Below are 22191 nucleotides of genomic sequence, written 5' to 3'. Positions count from 1 at the left end.
TGGGAAACTTTTCCTTAAATTTGCGGCATGAGCAAGAAAAACAAGAATGTTCAAAAACCTACCAAGGAGTTCATCTTTCAAAAGAAGAACTACCTGTTCCTCTTCATTGGGCTGGCCTTTATTGCCTTGGGCTTTATTTTGATGACCGGTGGTGGCAGTGATGACCCAGAGGTCTTCAATCCAGATATCTACAGTTTTAGGAGAATCCGTTTGGCCCCCACTTTGGTGCTCATCGGGTTGGGCATACAGATTTATGCCATTTTGTTGAACCCTAAAAAAAACAAAGAATAATTGGAGCTTATTGATGCCATTATCCTCGGAATCATCCAAGGGTTGACCGAATTTTTACCTGTATCGTCCAGTGGACATTTGGAATTGGGGAAAGCCATTTTGGGGGCACACGCCCTGCCTGAGGAAAGCCTACTCTTCACGGTAATCTTACATTTTGCCACCGCACTGAGTACTTTGGTGGTATTCAGAAAGGATGTTTTTGAAATTTTAAAAGGCCTTTTCCAATTTAAATGGAATGAAGAGACCCAATTTTCGCTGAAAATTGTCATTTCCATGATTCCCGCGGCATTGGTCGGGCTCTTTTTGAACGATTTTATCGAAGTGTTTTTTGACGGGGCCATCATCATAGTGGGCATCATGCTCATCATTACCGCAGTGCTGCTCTATTTGGCCGATTTGGCCAAGACTACGGACAAGGGGGTTTCGTTCAGAAGTGCCTTTGTCATTGGAATGGCGCAGGCCGTGGCGATTTTACCCGGTATATCTCGAAGTGGAGCGACTATTTCAGCAGCCGTACTTTTAGGGGTGGACAAGGCCAAATCGGCTCGTTTTTCATTCTTGATGGTCGTTCCCTTGATTTTAGGAAAAGTCGCCAAAGACCTTATGGGGGGTGAAATCAATTTTCATGGTGATCAAGCTGTGGCCATGGGCGCTGGGTTTATTGCCGCCTTCATCGCCGGTCTTGCCGCCTGTACCTGGATGATCAAACTCGTGCGCCAGAGCAAGCTTACGTATTTTGCCATATATTGTCTCATTGTGGGACTCATCGCCGTTGCCTGGAGCATTTGGGGATAGATTGTTACCTTTATCCAAATCCCGAAACCTTTGAAAACCAAGGAAGATTTTTTAAACGGTCAGATTCTTTTGATCGACAAACCTTTGGAGTGGAGTTCCTTTCAGGCGGTGAATGCCCTTAAATGGGCCATCCGAAAAAAATTCGACCTTAAGAAAATAAAGATAGGCCATGCTGGCACTCTTGATCCTTTGGCCACAGGACTTCTGATTATCTGTACGGGAAAGTTCACCAAAAAAATCCCGGAGCTGCAAGGACAGATCAAGGAATATACGGGAACATTCACCCTTGGTGCCACCACTCCTTCCTACGATTTGGAGACCGAAGTAAACCAAACCTACCCCACGGAGCATCTCACCGAAACCTCTATAAAAGAAGCCACCAAGGAATTTTTGGGAGAGATTGAACAGATTCCTCCTATATTCTCTGCGTTGAAAAAAGATGGTAAGCGACTCTACGAATTGGCCCGTGAAGGAAAGGAAGTGGACATAAAATCCCGAAAAATTACTATCTCGGAATTTGAAATTACCCGAATTCAACTGCCCGAAGTGGGTTTTAGAGTGGTTTGCAGCAAAGGAACCTACATTCGTTCCTTGGCCCATGATTTTGGCAAAGCCTTGGGTTCCGGAGCTCATTTATCTGCCTTAAGAAGAACCAAAATAGGGGATTTCAACGTAAATAATGCCACAAACCCCTTGGTCTTCAAGGAAAACCTATAGCAAAAATGGTCCTTTGACCATCGTATCAATTGGTTTATGAAGGTCATTTGGTAAAATAATTTTAAAAAAAAGCGGTTATACTAGAACCATGAACTTGAACAGAAGCCAGTTATCCCTTATCATAACCTTCTTCTCCATGGCCTTGGTGATTTTGTTGTTGTTCAACATTCACTTAGGGAGCATGCAAGAAGATGAATATGTCATTGAGATGAGCTTGGCCGATGAAGATATCGAGGAATTGCTGAAAGAGGAGGAAGAGCGTTTGGAAGAATTGGCCAACAACGACCCCATTAAGAGCCATATGGCGCTCAATGAAACTGCAAAACCCACCATTGGAAACCCTGAACCACTAAAAACACTGGAAGAACTTCTTGAAGAACGGGCCATGAGCAGCGAGGAGGGGGAATTTTCCGGAAATGATGAAGCTTTTGCAAATCAGCTGAAGGAGCTGGCTGCCAAACGGGACGAGAAAAAACAAAAACTAGGGGAGCGGGATGCCCAAAAAGAAGAATTCACCAATTACTTAAAGGATAGACGTACCTCCATTTCCTTCTCCTTGGTAGATAGGAATGCCTATTATCTTCCACCCCCCATTTACACCTGCATTGAAGGGGGCAAGGTGGTCATCAACATTAAAGTGGATGCCAACGGGTATGTGACCGAGGCCGATTTTAACGACAAAAGCTCCGGCACCAGCAACGGATGTTTGGTGGACAATGCCATTGCATATGCCTTAAAGGCACGTTTCAGTCCAGATTCCAAAGCTTCGCAAATTGGCACCATTACCTACCTATTCCAAAGGAAGTAGCCCAACCAAGTCATTTAAAATATTTTCTCCCTTGTTTTTATTATACCACACCTGAAGTTCCTGTTTGAATTCTGGGGTAAACGTTCCATGCATCGTTTTGTAATCATTTGCCATTTGTGTGGCAACGCTTGGCCTTGGCCCCCATTCCGCAATAATTTCATTCAAGTCCGCATCAAAGACCACCAACTTGGGTATGGAACGACTACCATTGGTCAAGAAGGCATCCATAAGCTCGGGGTTTTCATCCCTGAGCAAAGCTTTAAAATCTATATTTGGATTCGCTTCGGCAATCTTGTTCATGATCGGCATACTGTGCGCAGCATCCCCGCACCAGCTTTCCGTCAAAACCAAGAATTTCAACCTGGAAGAAATGTTGGAGACCTTTTCCCCTATCGCTTCAGGCAGTTTGAAGGTCTTGTCCCACCGTCTCATGCGGCGGTCGTTGAGCTGGGTGTATTCAATGTTCGCTTCGGATCGGGGCAAGCCTGTGGTCTGTTTGGTATCCGCTAAATGATGGACCAAATCCCTATATTTTCCATAATCCATTCCCATTGAAATCCCCTGTTTGACCAATGTGATCTTGGCCTCTTCAATCTTCTTTTCCAGTAGTTCCATCCGTAATACTTTTTACAAAAATACGCTCCACAATTTGGGCGTTTTCTGATTTTTATCATTGGTTGTATCCCATATCAAAACCTTACACCTATCCCACCATATCAAATTAATTATTCATCCATGCTGTTTTCGTTACCAGATGTTTCGCGGGTTCTTTACCTTTATCCCTAAACTTCCCACTATGGACAAACATCGATGCGGTTGGTGCTTGGGCGACCCTTTGTATGAAGCCTACCACGATCAGGAATGGGGCGTTCCCGTAAAGGACGATGCCACTCTTTTTGAATTTTTGATACTGGAAACTTTCCAAGCAGGTCTCAGTTGGATCACCGTTTTGCGAAAGCGGGACAATTTCAGGGAAGCCTTTGATTATTTTGATTATACCAAGATTGCCGAGTATGATCAGGATAAAATTGACGAACTTTTAAATGATGCGGGCATCATTAGAAACAAACTAAAAGTACACGCCACTGTTTCCAACGCCAAGGCCTTTATGGATGTCCAGAAAGAGTTTGGCAGTTTCAGTGCCTATATCTGGGGGTTTGTGGACGGTAAACCCATTAAAAATAGTTTGGAGAATTATAAAATGGCCCCTGCCACCACGCCTTTGTCCGACACCATTAGCAAAGACCTAAAAAAGCGAGGCTTCAAGTTTGTGGGCAGCACGGTCATTTATGCGCACATGCAGGCCACGGGCATGGTGAACGATCATGAAACGGCTTGTTTCAGGTACCATGAAGTATAGCTCGATCATATTGTTTTTTTTGTGCCTTTCCCATTTGGGTTGGGGACAGCAGAGCAAATACGAACAGGAATATAGGATAACGCAAGAACTATTTCCCCAGAAGGCCTATGCACTTCTATCAGAATATTTGGACCAAGCAAAACGAATTCGTTTTTACAAGGAAATAGACAGTACCAAGGAAAGTTATGAGGCCAAATTCAAAAAAGGCAGACTGAGGTACAGTGTTGAGTTTGACATTGACGGAACCTTGGAAGATGTGGAGTTTATCGTCAAAAAAGATGATGTACCAGAAGAAACATGGCATAATATCCTAACTCATCTTGATACACATTTTCCAAAATTTCGACTTAAAAAAATTCAACAGCAATATCCCTTAATCCATCAGGACCCCAAAAAGACCCTTCATGATGCCTTTCAAAATTTAATCCTGCCCCACGTTAATTACGAACTGGTTTTTTCCGCTAAAAAAGAAAACCGTTTTCAAACCTATGAGGCCTTGTTCAATTCAGAGGGCAAATTGGTCAAACTCCAAAAATCATTCCCCCCAAGTTATGACCATATCCAGTACTAAGTGGCTTTCCCTATTCTTTTTCTTTGGATTGGCAGTGGTGAGTGCCCAAGATAACTTTACAGGATATTGGCAGCCCCAGTTTGCCATAGATTATGATGTGACCCCACTCTATTCCCATAATTTTTCCGTGATCAACAGAAATTATGTGGTGCAGGAGGGTGAGTCCAAAATCAAAACCCGCCACTTGGATGTGGTCCATTTTTCCAAAATTAATGTGCAAAACAACCAGAGTATTGCATTGGGTGTCTTATACAGGTTCAGGGAAGCTTTTGAGGATTCTGAAAATGAACTGCGCCTCACACAGCAATTCAATCTTACTTCAAAACCCTATGTGGTTCGTTTTGGACACCGGATACGTTCGGAACAGCGCATAACAAAATCTACCACCGTGCATCGATTTCGATACAGATTTGCCGTTGATTTTCCCTTGAAGGGTGAAAATCTGGATATAGGGGAACCTTATTTTGTGGGAACGCTTGAAAATTTATTGAGTGTCGCTAGAAGTGCCTCTCCCCAGTACGATACCCGACTTACCGGTTTTATAGGGTGGCAATTGGATGCGAATCTAAAGCTTCAATTTGGTCTGGAGTACCGATTGGAAGAGTACACCTCGGGCTTGCCCCAAAATGTGGTCTTTTTACTAACCACTGCGCAATTATCTCTTTAAGATTTCCACAAATTGTTTTCTAGGGATCAATTCTGCGCCCAGGCTTTCCAGATGGTCGGTATGGACTTGGCAATCGATGAGATGATAATTTTTTTCCTGAAGTTCTTGCGCCATTTTCACAAAGGCAAACTTAGAGGCATTTGGTTTTAAGCTGAACATGCTTTCGCCACAGAACACATGTCCCAAATCCACTCCGTACAATCCCCCTACAAGAACGCCCCCTTCCCACACCTCATAGGATTTGGCCCATCCCTTTTTATGCAAATCAACGTAGGCCGATTTCATTTTGGGGGTGATCCAAGTCCCTTCCTGTCCCTTTCTCTCCATGCTGGCGCAGCGCTCCAATACCTCTGAAAAACAGCTGTTCTGGGTCAATTGAAACCTTCCATCACGCAACACCTTGCGCATACTTTTAGACACATTGATTTTATTGGGAAAAAGCACCATACGGGGATCTGGGCTCCACCATAGAATAAGGGCATCATCATTGAACCATGGGAAAATTCCGCTTTTATAGGCAAGTAGCAATCGCTCAGTGGACAAGTCACCGCCCACGGCCAAAAGCCCATCTTCGTTTGCCATATGCACAGGAGGGAACTCCAAACGGTCTCCCAGAAATGCCAGGGGAAAGTTGTTTCCGTTATTTTCCAAAGCGCTCTTTTTACTAAGATACGCAATAGGTTAAAAAATAAGAAGTCCGGCTATATAGATAAGACTTCCAATTACCATGAACAATAAGGTATAGGGTAGTATTTCCTTGGCTTTGAGTTTGGTAATCCCCAATAGAGGCAAAGCCCAAAAAGGTTGTAACATGTTGGTTACTTGATCTCCATAGGCCAAGGCCATAATCACTTTTGGCAACGGAACATTCAACTGTATGGCAGACTGAAGTACCAAAGGTCCTTGAATGGCCCATTGCCCTCCTCCACTGGGCACAAAAATATTGACCAATCCGGCACTGAAAAATGTAAAAATGGGCAAGGTAGTATTGGTACTGATAGAGGTAAAAAAGTTGGAAACCTCATTGATCATACCACTTCCGGCCATAATTCCCATAATCCCGAAATAGAGTGGAAACTGAATCAGAATACCTGCGGTATCCCCAATGGCTTCCTCCACAGCGATCAAAAAACGCTTAAAGCTCCCGTGTAACAGAATGGCCAGTCCCAACATAAAAAAATTGAGCATATTGGGGGTAAGGTTCAATGTTTTGAGTGCCGGGAGGTACTGTACCAAAAAGGCTGCCAATACCAATACCCCAAACAGGGTGGAAACCCAAGGGGAATAGTCCAACCTCTCGGCACCTTCGCTATTTTTTCGCTCCAGTGATGCAAACTCATATCGTTTCAGGTTCAGTGGAGTAGATTCCGTTCTTTTGCTCAAGTAATAAGCCAGTGCCACAATGCACAAGGCCACCAGTGCAAATACAATCAAGTTCCAATAACTGAAAATGGTGTAGGCGGTGGATAGCGTCTCCGGCAGTGTTTCCAAAACCTTGGCATCGGCCACTCCTTCCAACAAGCCTTTTAGATGTCCGGCCTCGGCGACTTTAAGGGGAGCCGAGCCGCTAATCCCTCCATGCCACACCATCAAACCGGAATACCCACACGCCCCAATTAGGGGATAGTTGATGGGTATGTTCTTCATTTGGGCATATTCCCCTACTTTCCGGGCCAAAATGGCCCCAAAAATCAATCCCAATCCCCAATTGAAGAAAGAAACCAAAAGCGTGGGCAATACCACCAACACGGTAGCACTGGACGTATTGGTCACCCATCCCGTGATGCGCAGGATCAATTTTTCCATGGGTTTACTTAGAACCAAAACATGCCCCAATACCAAAATAAGCATCATCTGGTAGGCAAACACTAACAGTGCATTGTTCCAAATGCCGTTTTCCCAATAGGATAGGATGGCAAAAAAATGGTTTCCACCTGAAGTGTTCTCCGTAAAGACCAGAGCCAACACCATGGTCAGAAGGGTAAGTAAAACCGCAATGGTGAAAGGGGAGGGCAAATACCTCCTAAAAATATGTTCTATGACCTTGGTAAGGCCCAATTTGGATTAGAATGGAAGATCGTCGTGATCCTCTTCATTGAGGTCATCTGCAGGTTCAAAGGCTTCCATGGGTGGGACCGGTGGCATATTCTCCCCTTGGGCCTCGGACTGTAGGTTTTCTATCCTCCATCCTTGTATGGAGTTGAAGTATTTGGTTTCCCCTTGGGGGTTGGTCCACTCACGACCGCGAAGGTTAATACTGACCTTTACCGGCTGTCCTACGGAATAATTGTTCAGCAAATCGCACTTATCCTGTATAAACTCCACCAAAATATGTTGGGGATATTGTTCTTCCGTGGTAATGACCATTTCCCTTTTGCGGAACCCATTGTTCCCAAATGTCTTGGTCTCATCAATCATTTTGATTTTTCCCTGAACTTCCATGTATGTTAATTTTCAATGAAATTCAAATGTACATAAAATGAAACCCATAAGAAACCCGTTATTTCAACTAACTATCAACATATTTTTTCTTTTCCGCTATCTTTAATCACAATTCAGCCTAAAAATGAACTTCAATCCCAAACGGAAAGCTTCCAACATTATCTTGCTGATATCGGCATTTGTGATTGTTAGCCTTATCCTTTGGAATACCAATAGTTTCTTTAAAAAGTTCAAGGAGGAAGAGCGATTGAAAATGGAGATTTGGGCCACGGCCCAGTTGGAACTTATCCAATCTTCCGTAGACCAAGAACTGGGCAACCTCACCCTAAAGGTCATGGGCAACAATACCTCTACCCCCATGATCCTGGTCAATGAGGAGGGCTCGTTCAAAACACACAACATTCCCAAGGAAAAGGTCACGGACAGTGCCTATATCCAAAAAAAAATCAGGCAGTTTGAAAGTGAAAATGAGCCCATACAGATTATTCAGGATGGGGAGCTTTTGGAGACGCTCTACTACGGGAATTCCGAAGTCCTGAACAAACTCAAATATTATCCCCTGGCCCTGTTGTTGATTATTTTCCTGTTTGGTGCCGTGATCTTCTTTTTCTTTAGGACCAACAAAGCCTCGGAACAAAATAAGCTCTGGGCCGGGATGGCCAAGGAAACGGCACACCAGATAGGTACGCCGCTGACCTCCCTCTTGGGTTGGAACGAGCTATTGAAGTCAGAGGACATCAATCCGGATATCACCAAGGAAATTGCCAAGGACATTGATCGGTTGCATACCATAACGGAACGATTTTCCAAAATTGGGTCCATCCCTGAATTGGGCAACCATGATATTGTGGCAGAAACCAAAAAAGCATACGACTATCTAAAACAGCGTAGCTCCAAATTGGTGCATTTTTCATTCAGCACCAATATTGATGAACTCATTGTGCCGCTGAATCCCCCTTTATACAACTGGAGTATTGAAAATTTGGTGAAAAATGGCATCGATGCCATGAAGGGCAAGGGAAACATTGGTATCCAGATTGAAAAAAAGGGGCAAAACGTCCATATTTTGGTCACGGACACAGGGCAAGGCATCCCCAAAAGCGATTTTCAGAACATTTTCAATCCCGGAGTGACCACTAAAAAAAGAGGTTGGGGATTGGGGCTGTCCTTGGTAAAAAGAATCGTTGAGGAATACCACAAAGGAAAAATTAAAGTATTTTCGTCCAGTAAGGAAGGAACAATCATGCAAATTTCACTGCGAACAAATGCATTGTGAGTCATGTCAAAGGAAAAAAAGATCATACTAAAGGAAGCCGAAATCACAAACAACTGCCCAGAGTGTTTTAACCAAGAGCTGATGCTCACTTTCTACCAGAAACATACTTTTGGTACATTTTTCCACGTCACTACCAACGAAGTGACCCATGAAATTAAATGCAAAAAATGCCAATCCATTATTTACCCGGTAAGCTGGACGCCGGATATTGAACGCGTTTTTGATTACTACAATAAGCTGGTAACCCCCGAAAGGTCTTCCATACGCTTTACCACCTTGTTCTTTGTGGTCTTGATAGTGGCCATTGGGATTGTGGCCGCAACGATATATTTATATCTAGAAGGACTTATCTAGTGCATCGCCAATTTTCTCTGCCAAAGCTTCAAACTCTTCGGCACTAAGGCTTTCCTTGTGTTGAAACGTGGCGTTTTTCATACTTTGAAGAGGAATGAGGTGTACGTGCACATGGGGCACCTCCAACCCTATCACGGACATGCCCACCCGCTTGCAGGGAACAACGGCTTCAAGGGCCTTGCCCACCTTTCTGGAAAAGGCCATGAGTTTCATATAGGCTTCCTCATCCAGGTCCAGTAGTTTATCCACTTCCTTTTTGGGGACACATAAGGTATGCCCCTTGGCATTGGGGTTGATGTCCAAAAAAGCAAAATTGTCTGCGTCCTCTGCAATTTTATAACAGGGAATCTCCCCATTGATAATCTTGGTGAAAATACTGGCCATGTTGATTTTGGTTTAAAAAAAATCCCATCAAGGGATGGGATTAAATATAGGGATTTTAGTGTCTTTTAGTGTCTGGTGATTTCCAAAACCTCCAACTTTAACGTTCCGTTGGGCACCTTGATCTCGGCCACATCACCGACAGATTTTCCCAGCAATCCTTTTCCAATGGGAGAGGTCACCGATATTTTGCCCGATTTCAGGTCTGCTTCACTTTCGGCCACCAAAGTATATTTCATTTCCATGCCATTGGCTTGGTTCTTTAGTTTTACCGTGGAAAGCACCAATATTTTTGAGGTATCCAATTGCGATTCGTCTATCAACCTAGCATTGGCCAAGGTTTCCTCCATTTTGGAAATTTTCATTTCCAAGAGGCCTTGAGCTTCTTTGGCAGCATCATACTCGGCGTTTTCGGACAAATCTCCCTTGTCCCTTGCCTCAGCAATGGCTTGGGAAGCTTTGGGACGCTCAACATCTTTTAACTGGTTGAGTTCATCCCTCAATTTTTTTAATCCCTCAGCTGTATAATAAGATACTTTACTCATATCGTCACGTTTTAATGCATAAGAACATTGAAGAAAATAAAAAATTTCCCCAATGGTCTCTTCTCTACAAATACAAAAATCCTCAACGAATTCCATGCCCCTGCATGGTTTTTTGCGAGGATTTAACGCAAATATAGGTAAATTTTGTTCAACTTTGTTGCGCTAACATTTTGAATTCCATACTATGAGGCGCTTTTTCGGTTATGCCTTTCTTATTTTCATAATATCCTGTAGTTCAGACAGTACCAATCGAAATCCATACCTTCAAGAAGTGAGCTTCAGGTTTGATTTAAACTTGAATCTACCGCTCTACAGTAAATTGAACAACATTGGCAATCCTGTTCTTGTGGACAATGATGGAGTGGGTACCCGAGGCGTCTTTGTGATGCGTGCCGGATTGAGTGGCGCCCAATTTGTGGCATGGGAGGCCAGTTGCCCCAACCATGCCCCCAATAGCTGTTCCACCATGGCCATAGATGGGCAGAATGTGGTCTGTGATTGTGAGGGATACACCTATAATCTGTTTACAGGACAACAACTGGATAGGCCCGATGATGGGGGGAGGTACTACGATTTACTTTTTTACAGGGCCACACAAAGTGGAAACACCGTGGTCATCTCCAATTAAAGATTACCCAAGATAGCATCCATGACCCAACTGGTATGCAAGCCTGTTTTTCCTATTGAGGGGTGCTTCCCCTTTCCCAACAAATGGTTTTTGATGTTTTCCACATGAAACTGTTGCACATGCACTGGATGTGGGATTTCCAAAATTTTATGTCCCGAAGCGTTTTCCAGTTCAATAGGCGCTTCATCCAGAACCGCAAAGCGTATACTTCCTTCCGAACCGAAGATTTCTACCTTATCCACCCTATGATGGGTGCCAAAATTCCAAAATCCAGCTCCTGTCACCCCATTTTCGTGCAACCAACTTCCCGTAACCGCATCATGGGCTGTATACAAACCTTGTTGGTTCAAGGCCATTCCGTTTGCTGTTTTGATATCCCCAAATAGAAAGTTGAACAAATCCAGACCGTGACTGGCCAAATCATCAAAATACCCACCAGGAGCTACTTTTTCTTCCGTCCGCCAATTGGACCCGCCATTTAAATCGACCTCATTGGGCGAAGCGGATTTTTGCCAATTTACATGCCTTACCGCACCTATCGATCCTTCATCCAACCATTGCTTCACTTTAAGGAATCTGGGCAAGGAGCGACGGTAATACGCAATAAAAAGAGGTATCTTCTTGGTCTTGAATGCCTCACAAATAGCCAAACTATCCTGATAATTGGGTGCCATGGGCTTTTCAATACAACAAGGCTTTCCCGCGGCGGCCACTTGAAGGGCGTATAATTTATGGGTATCCGGAGGTGTGGCAATATAGATGGCATCGACCTCTGGATTCTGAATCACCTCATCGGCATGGGTGGTCCAATGGGCAATTTGGTGCCTTTGGGCATAATCTTGGACTTTTTCTGCATCGCGGCGCATTACCATGTGTACTTTAAACTCTGGGATGAGTTGGTATGCTGGAACGCTTTTCTTTTCGGCCACACTACCGCAACCGATAATACCCCATCGGAGGGGTTTTTCTTCAGAAAAATTTAAATGGGATTCTGTCATGGTGTATAAAAGTACAGAATCCCATTTACTATTTGGTCATTAAAAATTAACGGTGGCCCCTATCAGAAAGTTGATTCCTGCCTGAGGGTAATATCCCGCTCCCTCAATGGTGGTAATGGTCCCAGGATTGGAATAGTCGTCATCAAAGGTGTAGAAATACCCGTTGGAAACAATATCGGCATCAAAAATATTGTTCACCAGTCCGGAAAGCACAATACTTTTCACAAACGAATTGGCCTCGATCACGTATTGTACATTGAAATCGGTTTGGGTATAACTGTCCAAAGTTGAATTTTCGGAATCGATGTTCCCCATATATTGCTTGCCCACAAACTTTGAAAGCAACGATACTTGAAGGTTTGTATGGGGTTGAAACGCCAGGATGTTTCCAGCAATCACTTGTGGTGAATACGCAATTTTGGTGTTCCCCAAGTTTTGGAGTTCCCCATCGCGTTGGAAGAAGAAATCAACATTTCGGTTATCGCTCAAGGCCACATTGGGCTGTAACCTAAACTTGCGCCCCAATCGGATGTTGGCATCCACTTCCAACCCCAAGCGGTAGCTATCCCCTACATTGGCCCGTAGCGGCGCACCCACATCATTGAGTTCACCGGTGAGCACCAACTGATCTTTATAACGCATGTAGTACACATTGGTGTTCAACTGGATGTCAGGGGAGACAAAACGCCATCCTAACTCATAATCGTTCAATTGTTCAGGCTTGGGGCTTCCGTTCTCATAGTCATTCCGATTGGGTTCCCTATTGGCCCTGGCATAGGACAGATAAAAATTGTTGTTGGGGTTCAAATTGAACGTAATCCCTGCCTTTGGATTAAAGAAATTGAAGGTATCATCCACTAATCCCGTATCTTCTCCATTGGCTTCATAACCAACCCTTCGGTATTGCATATCCCCAAAAACCGACCATTGGCCATCCAACTGATAATTGACCTTTGCATAGGTATTGAAATCCGTTTTAGTGGAATTGTCATCATAGTACCTATCCCTAATTTCACTACCACTTGCATAACTTGCCCAGATGATTTCCCCAAAGTGGTCTCCCTTGTACTCATTATATCCTCCACCCAAGATCAATTTCAGGTTTTCCTTGTTATACGTGGCCGAAAAAACGGTACCATAAAAGTGATTGTCCAACCATCTTCTACGAATCAAGTCGGTAGTATTGATGGTCTCCCCTCCCAAGCTAATGGGTTCCAAGCCATAGTCTGAAAAGTCATCATCTTCCCTATACTGCTCAAAGTATCCTCTTCCACGTGTATAGTGCAAGGCCAAATTGGTACTCCATTCCGGACTTAGGGTCTGGTTCCAATGCAATTGCACATGGTTTTGTTTGTAATTGTCCTCTTCACGGTCATGAAACTGTACATTCCCATTCTCATCGGTATATCTTCCTGCAGAATTATAGGTTCTATTTTCTTCCAATTCTTCAGCGGTGATGCCGTTCCAGGCTTGATAAGTAACCTCATGCCCTCCAAAAAGCAATGCCTTTAACAATGTGTTGTCACTGCGATATGTTCCTTGCATAAAATAGCTGTCCAGTTCGGAGCTGGCCCGGTCCACATACCCATCAGAGGTGATGCGCGACAACCTTCCCGAAAATTCAAAATGGTCGTTCAACATCCCCGTACTGAACTTTACATTGTTTCGCAGGGTATTAAAACTCCCCACAGAAGAGGAAATCTTGGCGTAGGCCTCTTCGGAAAATGCATCCGTCAATACATTTAGGCTTGCGCCAAATGCCCCTGCACCATTGGTAGAGGTCCCTACCCCGCGCTGCAACTGCAAACTCTGGGTCGAGGAAGCAAAATCGGGCATGTTCACCCAAAAGGTCCCATGGGATTCCGCATCATTGTAGGGCACACCATTAATGGTGACATTTACCCCCCTTGAGTCGGTCCCCCTTACACGGAAACTGGTGTATCCCACGCCAGCACCCGCATCTGAAGTAGTGACCACGGCCGGTAAAAAGTTCATTAAAATGGGAACGTCCTGCCCTAGGTTTCGGGAGGTAAGCTCCTCTTTGTTCAAGTTGGAAAAAGTAATGGGAAATTCCTTGGTCACCCGTACAGCTTGGACCAAGACCTCGTCCAATACCACTTTTTTTCCCTCCAAAGAATCTGTTGGTTCCTGTTGCGCACTCATACTCAGCGCCAGCCCGGAAACGGCCAATGTTGTGAATAAAGTTTTCATTCGTAAAAAATGTTACGAATAAAAGGGGCCATTATTCTTGTTAATACTTGATTTTGTTTCTTTAAAGAAACGATGAAATTCCAAGATGCGCCTTGCGCAATCCCTTGGCAGCATTACCCGCCCAGGTTCATTGGGTATAATCTCAGCCTTGCCATGCAAAGCACCCCTTTGAGATGGGCGCAAATGTACTATGCCGCTTTCATTTTTCATAAGAAACCCCAGAAATTAACTTTTGATAACAACTATGTGGTATACCTGAATGCGTATATACAATATCAAAGAATTGTGTATGACCCGTAAACCCAAGAACAGATTCACTCTAAAAATCATTTTCAGTTATTTGATTTTGGGAGCATTGGGGGTCTTGGCCGCTTTTTTTATCTATACTGAATTTAAAAGCTACACTACATTCCAAGACAAAAATGACGACAATCTTAAGCTTTTAAAAACCAATAGATTGCTTGCCAGTCTTTATGAGGCCGAGAATCTGTCCAAACTTGCCTTACAGACCAAAAGTGCCAAGAACCTGAAGGTCTATGCGCAAAAAGTGGATTCCATAAACATCTTGATCGATTCCTTAAAGCCCATGGTTTTTGCCCGGGATGTCAACCAAGTTTTCAAGTTGGACAGTGTACAGAAGCTGCTTCAGCAAAAGATGTACAACAGTGCCGAACTCCGAAAATTAAAAGTTGAAAACGAGAACACGGCATCCATAGATTCCATTTTGCAAGCATTCCACAAAATGGAGGTGGAGATGGGCCGAATCACCCCGGAGACCTTTGCTCCCAATTTTGATCAACTGTCCCCGGCAACCCAAAAATCCATCAGGGAATATGTGGCCATTCTCAACAAAAATATTCCAGACCCCAATGGAAATACCAATGCCAAAAACATAGATTCCATCCTTGAGGTCTCCAAATCGATTTTACAGAAAGCCAAAACAGAAACCGCCGCTGCAGAACGCTCGGTATCCCAAAAAGAACTTCAAATCTATAGAACCGATCTGGAACTTTCCCAAAAAATACGCAGTATCATCTCATCGTTTGAACGCGAAATCATTCGAAATACCTATTTGGACAACCTTAAACAAAAGAGGGTGTTGCAACGAAGCATTCGTATGGCAGCGGCGGCCATTGCTTTGGGGCTCTTGGGCATAATTTTGTTCACTTTTTTTATCTCCAAGGATTTTTGGAAAGTACAGCAATACCGGGAACGCTTGGAAAAGGAGAAAAAATACTCGGAGTCGCTCTTAAAAAGTAGGGAACAATTGATTTCCACCGTAAGCCATGACCTAAGGACACCGTTGAATACCATCAGCGGATATACAGAGCTGATGGAACAAAGTGGCCTCAACCAAAAGCAATCAAAATATCTCCATAATGTGAAATCCGCATCAAACTATGTGGAGAACCTCGTGAACGACCTATTGGATTTTTCAAAACTGGAAGCAGGAAAAGTACATATCGAGAAAGCCTCTTTTGTTCTTTTCGACCTTATTGTGGAAACAGCTTCCCATTTTCAGGAAACATATTCCAAAAAAGGGGTTGAGTTACATTTGAATATAGCCGAGGAACTTAAGAATCCCATTATTGGTGATGCATTCCGCATACGACAAATCTTGACCAACCTTGTTGGAAATGCCTTTAAGTTTACCCATACAGGTTTTGTAAAAGTGGAAGCCACCGCCAAGAAAAGTAAGAACCATTCCTATTTGAACATTAAAGTAGTGGATACCGGCATCGGCATTGAGCCCGAAAAACAGGAAATGATCTTCAAGGAATTTACCCAAGCTGAAGATTCAACCGAAAAACACTACGGCGGATATGGGCTAGGGCTCACCATCTCCAAAAAACTGACCGAACTGTTGGGGGGAACCTTAACGCTAAACAGCAAAATAAATGAAGGGAGCACCTTTACCCTACAGCTCCCCTTTGAGTTTTCCAAGGAACCATTGACCCAGGTTGAAGAGACCTTTATCTCCCAGGAGGGTTTAATGGTTTATGTTTTGGATGATGATGAAATCCTGTTGGAACTCTTACGTGAAATCTGCCAGAGGAACCATATCCATGTCAAAACATTTTCCAGTTATCGTACTCTAGCACAAACGGAAAATCCGAACTACGACCTCCTCCTTACGGATATACAAATGCCAGATACCGATGGATTTGCCGTACTCCAGAAATTACGGGAAAGGGATAACCATCTTTACTCAGGTCAACCGATAATTGCCATGACAGGGCAAAAAATCGTGGACAAGGGGAAATACACCAAAATGGGTTTTACCGACGTGCTGCAAAAACCTTTTTCCAGTCATGTATTGCTAAAAACACTTGGAGTTGTATCCAAAATCGATGTAGAACCCCAAGTTGCTTTACTCAATAGCATACCGGAATCCAATTCCCCCCTGTTCCGGATTACACAGATTTCGGCTTTCCTGGACAGTCCGAATGCAGTACGCGAGGTATTGGAGGTTTTTATGGAAAATACGCAAAAGAGTATGGAATTGCTTTTCTCGGCCATTGGGGATGCTGATTTTTCCTGTATTCGTTCCGTTTCCCATAAAATGCTGCCCATGTTTCGGCAATTGGAGGCACAGGAGGCCATTGAAACTTTGAAAAGATTGGAGCATCTGCCTGATGACTCCAATGGAGAAAAGGTTTTTGAAGAGCTCTCCAACTTAAAAACCCGTATTGACCAACTTGAAAAGGCCATTTGCCAATACTTGGCTACACCTCCATTTGGTACAGATTGATTTTATTGTAAAGTGTCTTTCTTGTCATTTGCAGCAATTTGGCCGCCTTGCTCTTATTGAAATTGGTCTGTTTTAGGGCATTTAGAATCCGTTCCTTTTCATACTCGGATTTTGAAAACTTTGTGGTGGTGTTCTTTTCAGCGCCATGGATCAGCTCATCTGGGAAGGCACTTGACATTATGGAATCCCCTTCGGTAAAAAGAACCGCCCGTTTTATCACGTTCTTCATTTCCCTAAGATTTCCCGGCCAAGGGTAGGCTTCAATATATTCTTGGGCCTCTGTTGAAAAATGGGAAACGTTCTTCCCCAGTTCTTCATTGGCCCCATCTAAAAAATAATCTGCAAAAAGCATGATATCCCCAACCCGCTCCCGAAGTGGCGGAACAGTCATGGAAAACTCGTTCAATCTATGATAAAGATCTTCCCTGAAGCTTCCTTCCTGAACCGCTTGGGCCAAATCTTCATTGGTGGCGGCAATGATCCGCAAATCCAAATGGATTTCTTTGGTGCTTCCCACCCGTTTTATCTTTCGTTCTTGGATGGCCCTCAATAATTGTATCTGGTGCTCGTAGGATAGGTTTCCAATCTCGTCCAAAAAAAGGGTCCCTTCGTTGGCGGCCTCAAAATGTCCCATTTTATCTTCAATGGCCCCGGTAAAACTTCCTTTCACATGCCCAAAAAACTCGCTGGTGGCAATCTCCTTGGGAATGGCACCACAGTCAACGGCCACGAAGTTTTTCTCCCTTCTTTTACTGGCATCGTGGATGGATTTTGCGGTTACTTCCTTTCCCGTTCCACTTTCTCCAATAAGCAAAACCGACATATTGGTAGGGGCAACCAAATTGATATACTGCTGCAGTTTTTGGGAGCTTTCACTCTTACCTACCAAAAATTGATTCGGCGCATCCTTTTTTTTGATTGAACTTTCATTTGACTTTTGTGTGTTGCCGAAAGTTTGAGTGTTCAGCGCATTGGTGATGACAGACAGAATTTCATCTGGCGTAAAAGGCTTGGAAATATAATCAAATGCCCCTTTTTTCATGGCGTTTACCGCTGTTTTTACCTCGGCATATCCCGTCATCAGAATCACTTGGGTATTTGGCGAAGCTTTCTTAACAGTGGACAAGAGGGCCAGTCCGTTACCTTTTGGGAGCCTAACATCAGATAGAATCACATCAAAATTGGAAGCACTAAGGTTTTCTTGAGCTTCTTTTATGGTATAGCTTGAGGAAACAACATACCCATGCTTCGTCAAAAACTTGGATAGCATTTGACAAAAAGCAGTATCGTCCTCGATGATCAAGATTTTGGGCATATCTCAGTAATATATACGATGCCCATTGCTATGAAGATGATGGGAGTTTGGTAAAATTATCACAAAAAAAGGGTTGCCGTAGCAACCCCTTTTCATCAAACCAACTAACCTAACAAGGTCTCATAAACTATTTCATAGCTCTATCCAGTTCCCTTCAGAATCGGCATAGACGGTTCCCTTGGTACCATCTTCCAAAGACAGTTCCAATTTGTATTGGTCCTTCTCATTCTTATAGGCCTTGTCCACTTTGGCCGTAGGGTAGTTCTTTTTCACTGCTGCCGTTACAGCTTCAGGAAGGTCAGAGACGTTGATTTCCTCAAAGTTCTGAACAACAAATACTGTTGCTTCATCTGTTTTCAATTCTGGGGTGTTCTCATTGGCGATAGCTGTAAGTCCTACAAATGATAGTGCGGTTGCGATAACTAAATTTTTCATGGTATATGATTTTATAATGTTAAACTCACCTATAACCATGAAAATCCGATGCCAAGATTTTCTTCAACCACAGTTCTTATACAACCCTCTAAAAAACTGTTCATTAGAAATAACAAGCATTTCAAGCTATTGTGTAAATCTGTTTACCTGAAGCAAAAAATGTATCCTTTTTATACAAAGAAAGGCTGCCGAAGCAGCCTTTCAAAAGTGCCAAATCATAATCCCAAGGAAAAAATTATGAATAGGTTGGCAACAACGGATAATACAATGGATAGTGTTTATATAGCATCATCCTGATTTTTTTTGTGCACTATTTTCTTACGACTTCTTAGATATGATATCAAAAGATATAGGACCATAGCCAATGAAATTATATTTAAGAGCACTACAATTCCTAATAACATTATTTTTTCGTTTCCACAGTAAACATTGCGCTAAAGAATTTTAAAAGAAAGCCGTACATAGTGTACGGCCTTCCAACCAAATCAACCAACCTAAAATCCAGATGGCCTAACAAGACCACCTCTCTTCTACGGTTACGTTATAAGCCAAAATTCTTTTATCAGCGTATCCGTTTCCATTATATCTTTTTGACACTCTTTTTATTTGGGGGTCACATAAAAGGCAAAAAAAAATCCGTTTCGTGGATTTGAAACGGATCTCATACATTATTTTCTTTTATACTAAGCTTGATGTGTAGGCTTTAAAAGGTCGTTCACGGTCTTAACGGGATTAAATGTCACCAAAGGCACTTCAACAAACAAGGTGTTCCAAAAGGCCATGGCCCCGTTCCACAGTCCGGGAAGCTCCAGCGCCTTTAGTTCCTTGCCTTCTTGGGTCTTTCCCGTGATAAACCCCTGTTTTGGATCCACAAAATCCAAAAGGTCATACTTTTCTCCCTTGTGGTTCCTTACCCCACATACCAAATCCACCGGATTGAAGTGGGTTGAATTTTTGAGTATGGCCTCCTGTTCCTGATCGGATAGATCAATCTGGGCAGATTCAATGATTTGAAGGGAAATATTTCCTTCTACATCTTTCACCCAAAAAGGACCTCCTCCTGGTTCACCTTCATTCTTTACCATTCCACAAATACGTATGGGACGATTTAATTTATCCTTCAGAATGACTAGTTGTTCGTTAACATCCAAGTCATCATAATTCTTGGGCATCCGAACATTGAGTTCTCTTTCCAAAAAGGATTTTATTTCATCCGATTTCTCTGGCGACACCTCATTATCGTCCAAAAGTCTGGCATAGTCAAAAGCCTTGGCCTGCACTTTTCTTAATACTCCCGCCAACATCTTTTTGCTATTGGCCACTTTTTCCAAATTCTTGTCGACCACCACATTGTCTATGTTTTTGATGAAAATGATATCGGCATCCTGCTCGTTCAGGTTTTCAATGAGGGCTCCGTGCCCTCCGGGGCGGAACAGTATGGAACCATCCCCGTTCTTGAAAGGTTGGTTTTCCATATCTACCGCTATGGTATCCGTGGATGGTTTTTGATTGGAGTACGAAATTAAAAACTGCGTATCGGTTGCTTCGGATATTTTAGGACCCACTTTGGACTCTTCGTCCTTGAACATTTCGTCATGTTGCGGAGAAACGGTAAAGTGCAGATGGGCCTTGCCTTCTGTTTTGGCGTATAATGCCGCTTCTTTCAAATGTTCCTCAAAGGGTGTTGCACTACCCGAATCGTACGCATGGAATGGCAATAGTCCTTTGGGGTAGAATCCGTAGTTCAACCTATCTTCTCCCAACATTTCCTTTACAAAAAGATAGGCTTCTTCATCTTTATTGGATGCGTTATCCTTGATACGGTTCATAATCAACCCATAAAAGGGCAACTTATGCATTTGGTCGGTAAACTTTTTTGCATCGGAATCGCCTGTTCGGTCCAAATATTCGGAAAGGGTCTCTTTTTTGGGATCAAAGGCATCCAAAAAGTTGAACATGGCCTTGAACATCCGAGAAGCGGCCCCAGAGGCGGGAACAAATTTCAACAGATCTAAATGACCTCTGTTCTGTTCAAAATATTGTACAAGTCCTTCTTGTTCCTTTTCCGAAAATCTTAAGATCCCATTGGAAATTACCGCGGCCTTCATCAAATCCACAAAGGGTATCCCTTCTTTGAAAGTTTCTATCTGATTTGCTACTTTTTCTTTGGAAATCCCTTTGTTTTCCAATTGTTCCAAGTCTTTTGAACTTAAATCAATCATGCGCCTTAAAAAGTTTATCGATTTCTTGTATTGCCGTTGAAAGCCGGAACACTTTGTCCCCCTTTAAAATAACAAAATTTCGGTCATATTTTTCCAAAGCTTCCTTGAAATACCTGAACATTTCCTCACGTTCGTCGGGTTTGTCCCTAAGATCGTCCGCTTCCCATGGGATGTCAATATAGGTTAACAAGTATAAATCGTATGTATTTTGGATAGCATACTTCTCCAGAATTGGATCACAACTTCCTGTGTAATAGGTTTCTGAGTATACTTTAGTTTCCAAAAGGTCTGTATCGCAAACCAAAATCTTGTTCGCCTTTTTTGCCAGTTGGTTTTCCAAGCGCATCTGTCCATAAGCTATGGGAACAAGGTCTTTGGGCTCGCAGGTTTTTTGTTCCCGATCCCATTTATCTTGAAGATATTCCCGGGCATATTCTGGCACCCACTCGGTTTGGTAGTGTTGGGCCAATTGTTGGGCCAAGGTGGTCTTTCCAGTAGATTCCGGCCCAAATAGAACTACTTTTATGAGGTTTGAGGGCTCTTGCCCAAGTCTTTCTTCCATGCTACATATCCCTGAATGGCCAATACGGTAAAAATGAGGTATTGTAATGAAAACATGCCCCATCCCCTATAGGCGTACAAAGGTACGGTTATTAAATCCCCCAAGATCCAAAGGGTCCAGCTTTCCAATTTTTTGTTGGCCATATACCACATGGCCGTAAAGAAAATGCCCGAGGTTATGATATCTACATAGTTGGTTGCCTTTATTTCAGCCCCAAAAGCCTTGTATACTCCAAAAGTAACCAGCAAAGTAATGGAGAACAGTGCAACCCCTATCCATTTTTCCTTGGTATTGGTACGGGAAATCTTTACAATAAATTCCCGGTCCTGCTTTCTTCGGGCCCAGTTCCACCATCCATAAATGCTCATGATGGAAAAGTAGAAGTTCATCATCATATCGCCCAACAAGCGATCTACAAAAAAGATATACGTGGTAATGGCCGTGGCAACCAACCCCGTTGGATAGACCATAATGTCTTCCATCTTGGCATAGACCACACTGGCTATTCCAAAGAAGAAGGCAGTGGCTTCAAGAATGACCAAGGAAAGTTCCCTGTCTTCGTACGGACCGAGAAAAAAATCAAAAATGGGGCTCATAGTCACTCCTATCGGATTTTACAACCTTCATCCCCAATACCACATGATCAATATTTTCAAAAGCTTCTTTTATCTCATCGGTCAACAACCCCATAACCCTATCATACTCCCCAAAGACTTGTGTACTTAAAGGATTCTCCAGAACGGTAAGCCCAGAAGACCTCAACTTTTTTATGAAATTGATAATAGGGGGTTCAAAATTATCTTGTAATGGAGTCAAGGTAAGCTCAACGGATATCTTCATGGGGCACTTTTGTATTGCGAA

The 22191-nt window shown here is 43.2% G+C and carries 25 protein-coding genes; 11 read left to right on the top strand and 14 right to left on the bottom strand.

The genetic code is table 11. The features are described from left to right. The first annotated feature begins 27 nt into the window (after positions 1 to 27). The 4 genes from ACPD8L_RS12510 (at position 28) to ACPD8L_RS12495 (ending at position 2611) form a co-directional block, all read left to right on the top strand. Entirely contained in the window at positions 28 to 291 is a 264-nt protein-coding gene (locus ACPD8L_RS12510) for a DUF3098 domain-containing protein (RefSeq protein WP_116216361.1), read from the top strand. Further along, on the top strand, positions 292 to 1086 hold the full coding sequence (locus tag ACPD8L_RS12505) for an undecaprenyl-diphosphate phosphatase (RefSeq protein ID WP_152131732.1): 795 nt from the start codon (positions 292 to 294) through the stop codon (positions 1084 to 1086). Positions 1087 to 1116: 30 nt separating this feature from the next. Next, complete coding sequence (truB, locus tag ACPD8L_RS12500; protein ID WP_423943627.1) at positions 1117 to 1803, top strand: tRNA pseudouridine(55) synthase TruB; 687 nt, start codon at positions 1117 to 1119, stop codon at positions 1801 to 1803. A gap of 88 nt (positions 1804 to 1891) precedes the next feature. Then, positions 1892 to 2611: an energy transducer TonB family protein gene (locus ACPD8L_RS12495; protein ID WP_116216364.1), complete on the top strand. Its 720-nt coding sequence runs from the start codon at positions 1892 to 1894 to the stop codon at positions 2609 to 2611. Here the strand turns inward: ACPD8L_RS12495 and ACPD8L_RS12490 are convergent. Then, entirely contained in the window at positions 2594 to 3226 is a 633-nt protein-coding gene (locus ACPD8L_RS12490; RefSeq protein ID WP_423943625.1) for a thioredoxin family protein, read from the bottom strand. The two genes, ACPD8L_RS12495 and ACPD8L_RS12490, sit on opposite strands and share 18 nt — an antisense overlap. Before the next feature lie 181 nt (positions 3227 to 3407). Between ACPD8L_RS12490 and ACPD8L_RS12485 the strand changes: the two genes are divergently transcribed. The 3 genes from ACPD8L_RS12485 to ACPD8L_RS12475 are packed head-to-tail and all read left to right on the top strand — an operon-like array spanning position 3408 to position 5209. Beyond that, the gene (locus ACPD8L_RS12485) at positions 3408 to 3971 is read left to right on the top strand and encodes a DNA-3-methyladenine glycosylase I (protein ID WP_421810230.1); all 564 of its coding nucleotides are present in this window, start codon (positions 3408 to 3410) and stop codon (positions 3969 to 3971) included. Then, positions 3937 to 4542, top strand: a complete 606-nt coding sequence (locus tag ACPD8L_RS12480; RefSeq protein ID WP_421810231.1) for a hypothetical protein — start codon at positions 3937 to 3939, stop codon at positions 4540 to 4542. Before ACPD8L_RS12485 ends, ACPD8L_RS12480 begins: the two co-directional genes overlap by 35 nt. Next, on the top strand, positions 4523 to 5209 hold the full coding sequence (locus ACPD8L_RS12475; RefSeq protein ID WP_423943623.1) for a DUF2490 domain-containing protein: 687 nt from the start codon (positions 4523 to 4525) through the stop codon (positions 5207 to 5209). Before ACPD8L_RS12480 ends, ACPD8L_RS12475 begins: the two co-directional genes overlap by 20 nt. On the opposite strand, the gene aat is transcribed toward ACPD8L_RS12475, so the two are convergent. The 3 genes from aat to ACPD8L_RS12460 all read right to left on the bottom strand — a co-directional run bounded on the left by aat (position 5198) and on the right by ACPD8L_RS12460 (position 7651). Continuing rightward, positions 5198 to 5791 (bottom strand): leucyl/phenylalanyl-tRNA--protein transferase, encoded by a 594-nt coding sequence (gene aat / locus ACPD8L_RS12470; protein WP_423943868.1) that lies wholly within the window; start codon positions 5789 to 5791, stop codon positions 5198 to 5200. The genes ACPD8L_RS12475 and aat overlap by 12 nt on opposite strands. Positions 5792 to 5890: 99 nt before the next feature. Continuing rightward, a complete protein-coding gene (locus tag ACPD8L_RS12465; protein ID WP_421810233.1) occupies positions 5891 to 7267 on the bottom strand; it encodes a short-chain fatty acid transporter in 1377 nt (458 codons plus the stop codon). A 6-nt stretch (positions 7268 to 7273) separates the two neighbouring features. After that, the gene (locus ACPD8L_RS12460; protein ID WP_116216371.1) at positions 7274 to 7651 is read right to left on the bottom strand and encodes a DUF3127 domain-containing protein; all 378 of its coding nucleotides are present in this window, start codon (positions 7649 to 7651) and stop codon (positions 7274 to 7276) included. A gap of 124 nt (positions 7652 to 7775) precedes the next feature. On the opposite strand from ACPD8L_RS12460, the gene ACPD8L_RS12455 reads away from it, so the two are divergent. Both ACPD8L_RS12455 and ACPD8L_RS12450 read left to right on the top strand, forming a co-directional pair. Further along, the gene (locus ACPD8L_RS12455; protein ID WP_423943621.1) at positions 7776 to 8927 is read left to right on the top strand and encodes a sensor histidine kinase; all 1152 of its coding nucleotides are present in this window, start codon (positions 7776 to 7778) and stop codon (positions 8925 to 8927) included. Positions 8928 to 8930: 3 nt separating this feature from the next. Continuing rightward, entirely contained in the window at positions 8931 to 9281 is a 351-nt protein-coding gene (locus ACPD8L_RS12450; protein ID WP_116216373.1) for a hypothetical protein, read from the top strand. Here the strand turns inward: ACPD8L_RS12450 and ACPD8L_RS12445 are convergent. Beyond that, on the bottom strand, positions 9264 to 9665 hold the full coding sequence (locus ACPD8L_RS12445; RefSeq protein ID WP_129653616.1) for an HIT family protein: 402 nt from the start codon (positions 9663 to 9665) through the stop codon (positions 9264 to 9266). The two genes, ACPD8L_RS12450 and ACPD8L_RS12445, sit on opposite strands and share 18 nt — an antisense overlap. Before the next feature lie 65 nt (positions 9666 to 9730). Next, complete coding sequence (gene greA, locus ACPD8L_RS12440; protein WP_116217577.1) at positions 9731 to 10207, bottom strand: transcription elongation factor GreA; 477 nt, start codon at positions 10205 to 10207, stop codon at positions 9731 to 9733. 184 nt (positions 10208 to 10391) lie between these two features. Here greA and ACPD8L_RS12435 point away from each other — a divergent pair, with 184 nt between their 5' ends. Then, on the top strand, positions 10392 to 10835 hold the full coding sequence (locus ACPD8L_RS12435) for a Rieske (2Fe-2S) protein (RefSeq protein ID WP_293304163.1): 444 nt from the start codon (positions 10392 to 10394) through the stop codon (positions 10833 to 10835). Here the strand turns inward: ACPD8L_RS12435 and ACPD8L_RS12430 are convergent. Next, positions 10832 to 11833, bottom strand: a complete 1002-nt coding sequence (locus ACPD8L_RS12430) for a Gfo/Idh/MocA family protein (protein WP_423943618.1) — start codon at positions 11831 to 11833, stop codon at positions 10832 to 10834. The genes ACPD8L_RS12435 and ACPD8L_RS12430 overlap by 4 nt on opposite strands. A 39-nt stretch (positions 11834 to 11872) precedes the next feature. Continuing rightward, on the bottom strand, positions 11873 to 14044 hold the full coding sequence (locus ACPD8L_RS12425; protein WP_423943616.1) for a TonB-dependent receptor: 2172 nt from the start codon (positions 14042 to 14044) through the stop codon (positions 11873 to 11875). A 289-nt stretch (positions 14045 to 14333) separates the two neighbouring features. Here ACPD8L_RS12425 and ACPD8L_RS12420 point away from each other — a divergent pair, with 289 nt between their 5' ends. Continuing rightward, a complete protein-coding gene (locus tag ACPD8L_RS12420) occupies positions 14334 to 16796 on the top strand; it encodes a hybrid sensor histidine kinase/response regulator (protein ID WP_423943614.1) in 2463 nt (820 codons plus the stop codon). Here the strand turns inward: ACPD8L_RS12420 and ACPD8L_RS12415 are convergent. The 6 genes from ACPD8L_RS12415 to ACPD8L_RS12390 all read right to left on the bottom strand — a co-directional run bounded on the left by ACPD8L_RS12415 (position 16771) and on the right by ACPD8L_RS12390 (position 22170). After that, positions 16771 to 18111, bottom strand: coding sequence for a sigma-54-dependent transcriptional regulator (locus tag ACPD8L_RS12415; protein ID WP_423943613.1), 1341 nt, complete (start codon positions 18109 to 18111; stop codon positions 16771 to 16773). The two genes, ACPD8L_RS12420 and ACPD8L_RS12415, sit on opposite strands and share 26 nt — an antisense overlap. A 132-nt stretch (positions 18112 to 18243) precedes the next feature. After that, positions 18244 to 18546: a hypothetical protein gene (locus tag ACPD8L_RS12410; RefSeq protein WP_423943612.1), complete on the bottom strand. Its 303-nt coding sequence runs from the start codon at positions 18544 to 18546 to the stop codon at positions 18244 to 18246. A gap of 683 nt (positions 18547 to 19229) precedes the next feature. Then, the gene (locus ACPD8L_RS12405; protein WP_423943610.1) at positions 19230 to 20768 is read right to left on the bottom strand and encodes a DUF4301 family protein; all 1539 of its coding nucleotides are present in this window, start codon (positions 20766 to 20768) and stop codon (positions 19230 to 19232) included. After that, positions 20761 to 21330: an AAA family ATPase gene (locus tag ACPD8L_RS12400; RefSeq protein ID WP_116216381.1), complete on the bottom strand. Its 570-nt coding sequence runs from the start codon at positions 21328 to 21330 to the stop codon at positions 20761 to 20763. Before ACPD8L_RS12400 ends, ACPD8L_RS12405 begins: the two co-directional genes overlap by 8 nt. Then, positions 21291 to 21926 carry a nicotinamide riboside transporter PnuC gene (gene pnuC, locus ACPD8L_RS12395; RefSeq protein ID WP_116216382.1) on the bottom strand — a complete coding sequence of 212 codons (636 nt, stop codon included), beginning with the start codon at positions 21924 to 21926 and terminating at the stop codon, positions 21291 to 21293. Before pnuC ends, ACPD8L_RS12400 begins: the two co-directional genes overlap by 40 nt. Further along, positions 21910 to 22170, bottom strand: coding sequence for a YkoF family thiamine-binding protein (locus ACPD8L_RS12390; RefSeq protein WP_423943608.1), 261 nt, complete (start codon positions 22168 to 22170; stop codon positions 21910 to 21912). Before ACPD8L_RS12390 ends, pnuC begins: the two co-directional genes overlap by 17 nt. Positions 22171 to 22191: the final 21 nt, after the last annotated feature.

The organism is Flagellimonas algicida (assembly GCF_049629585.1).
In the GTDB taxonomy this organism is placed as follows: Bacteria; Bacteroidota; Bacteroidia; order Flavobacteriales; family Flavobacteriaceae; genus Flagellimonas.
Note: the sequence above shows the minus strand (reverse complement) of the source record. Positions and strands in the feature narration are given on the sequence as shown.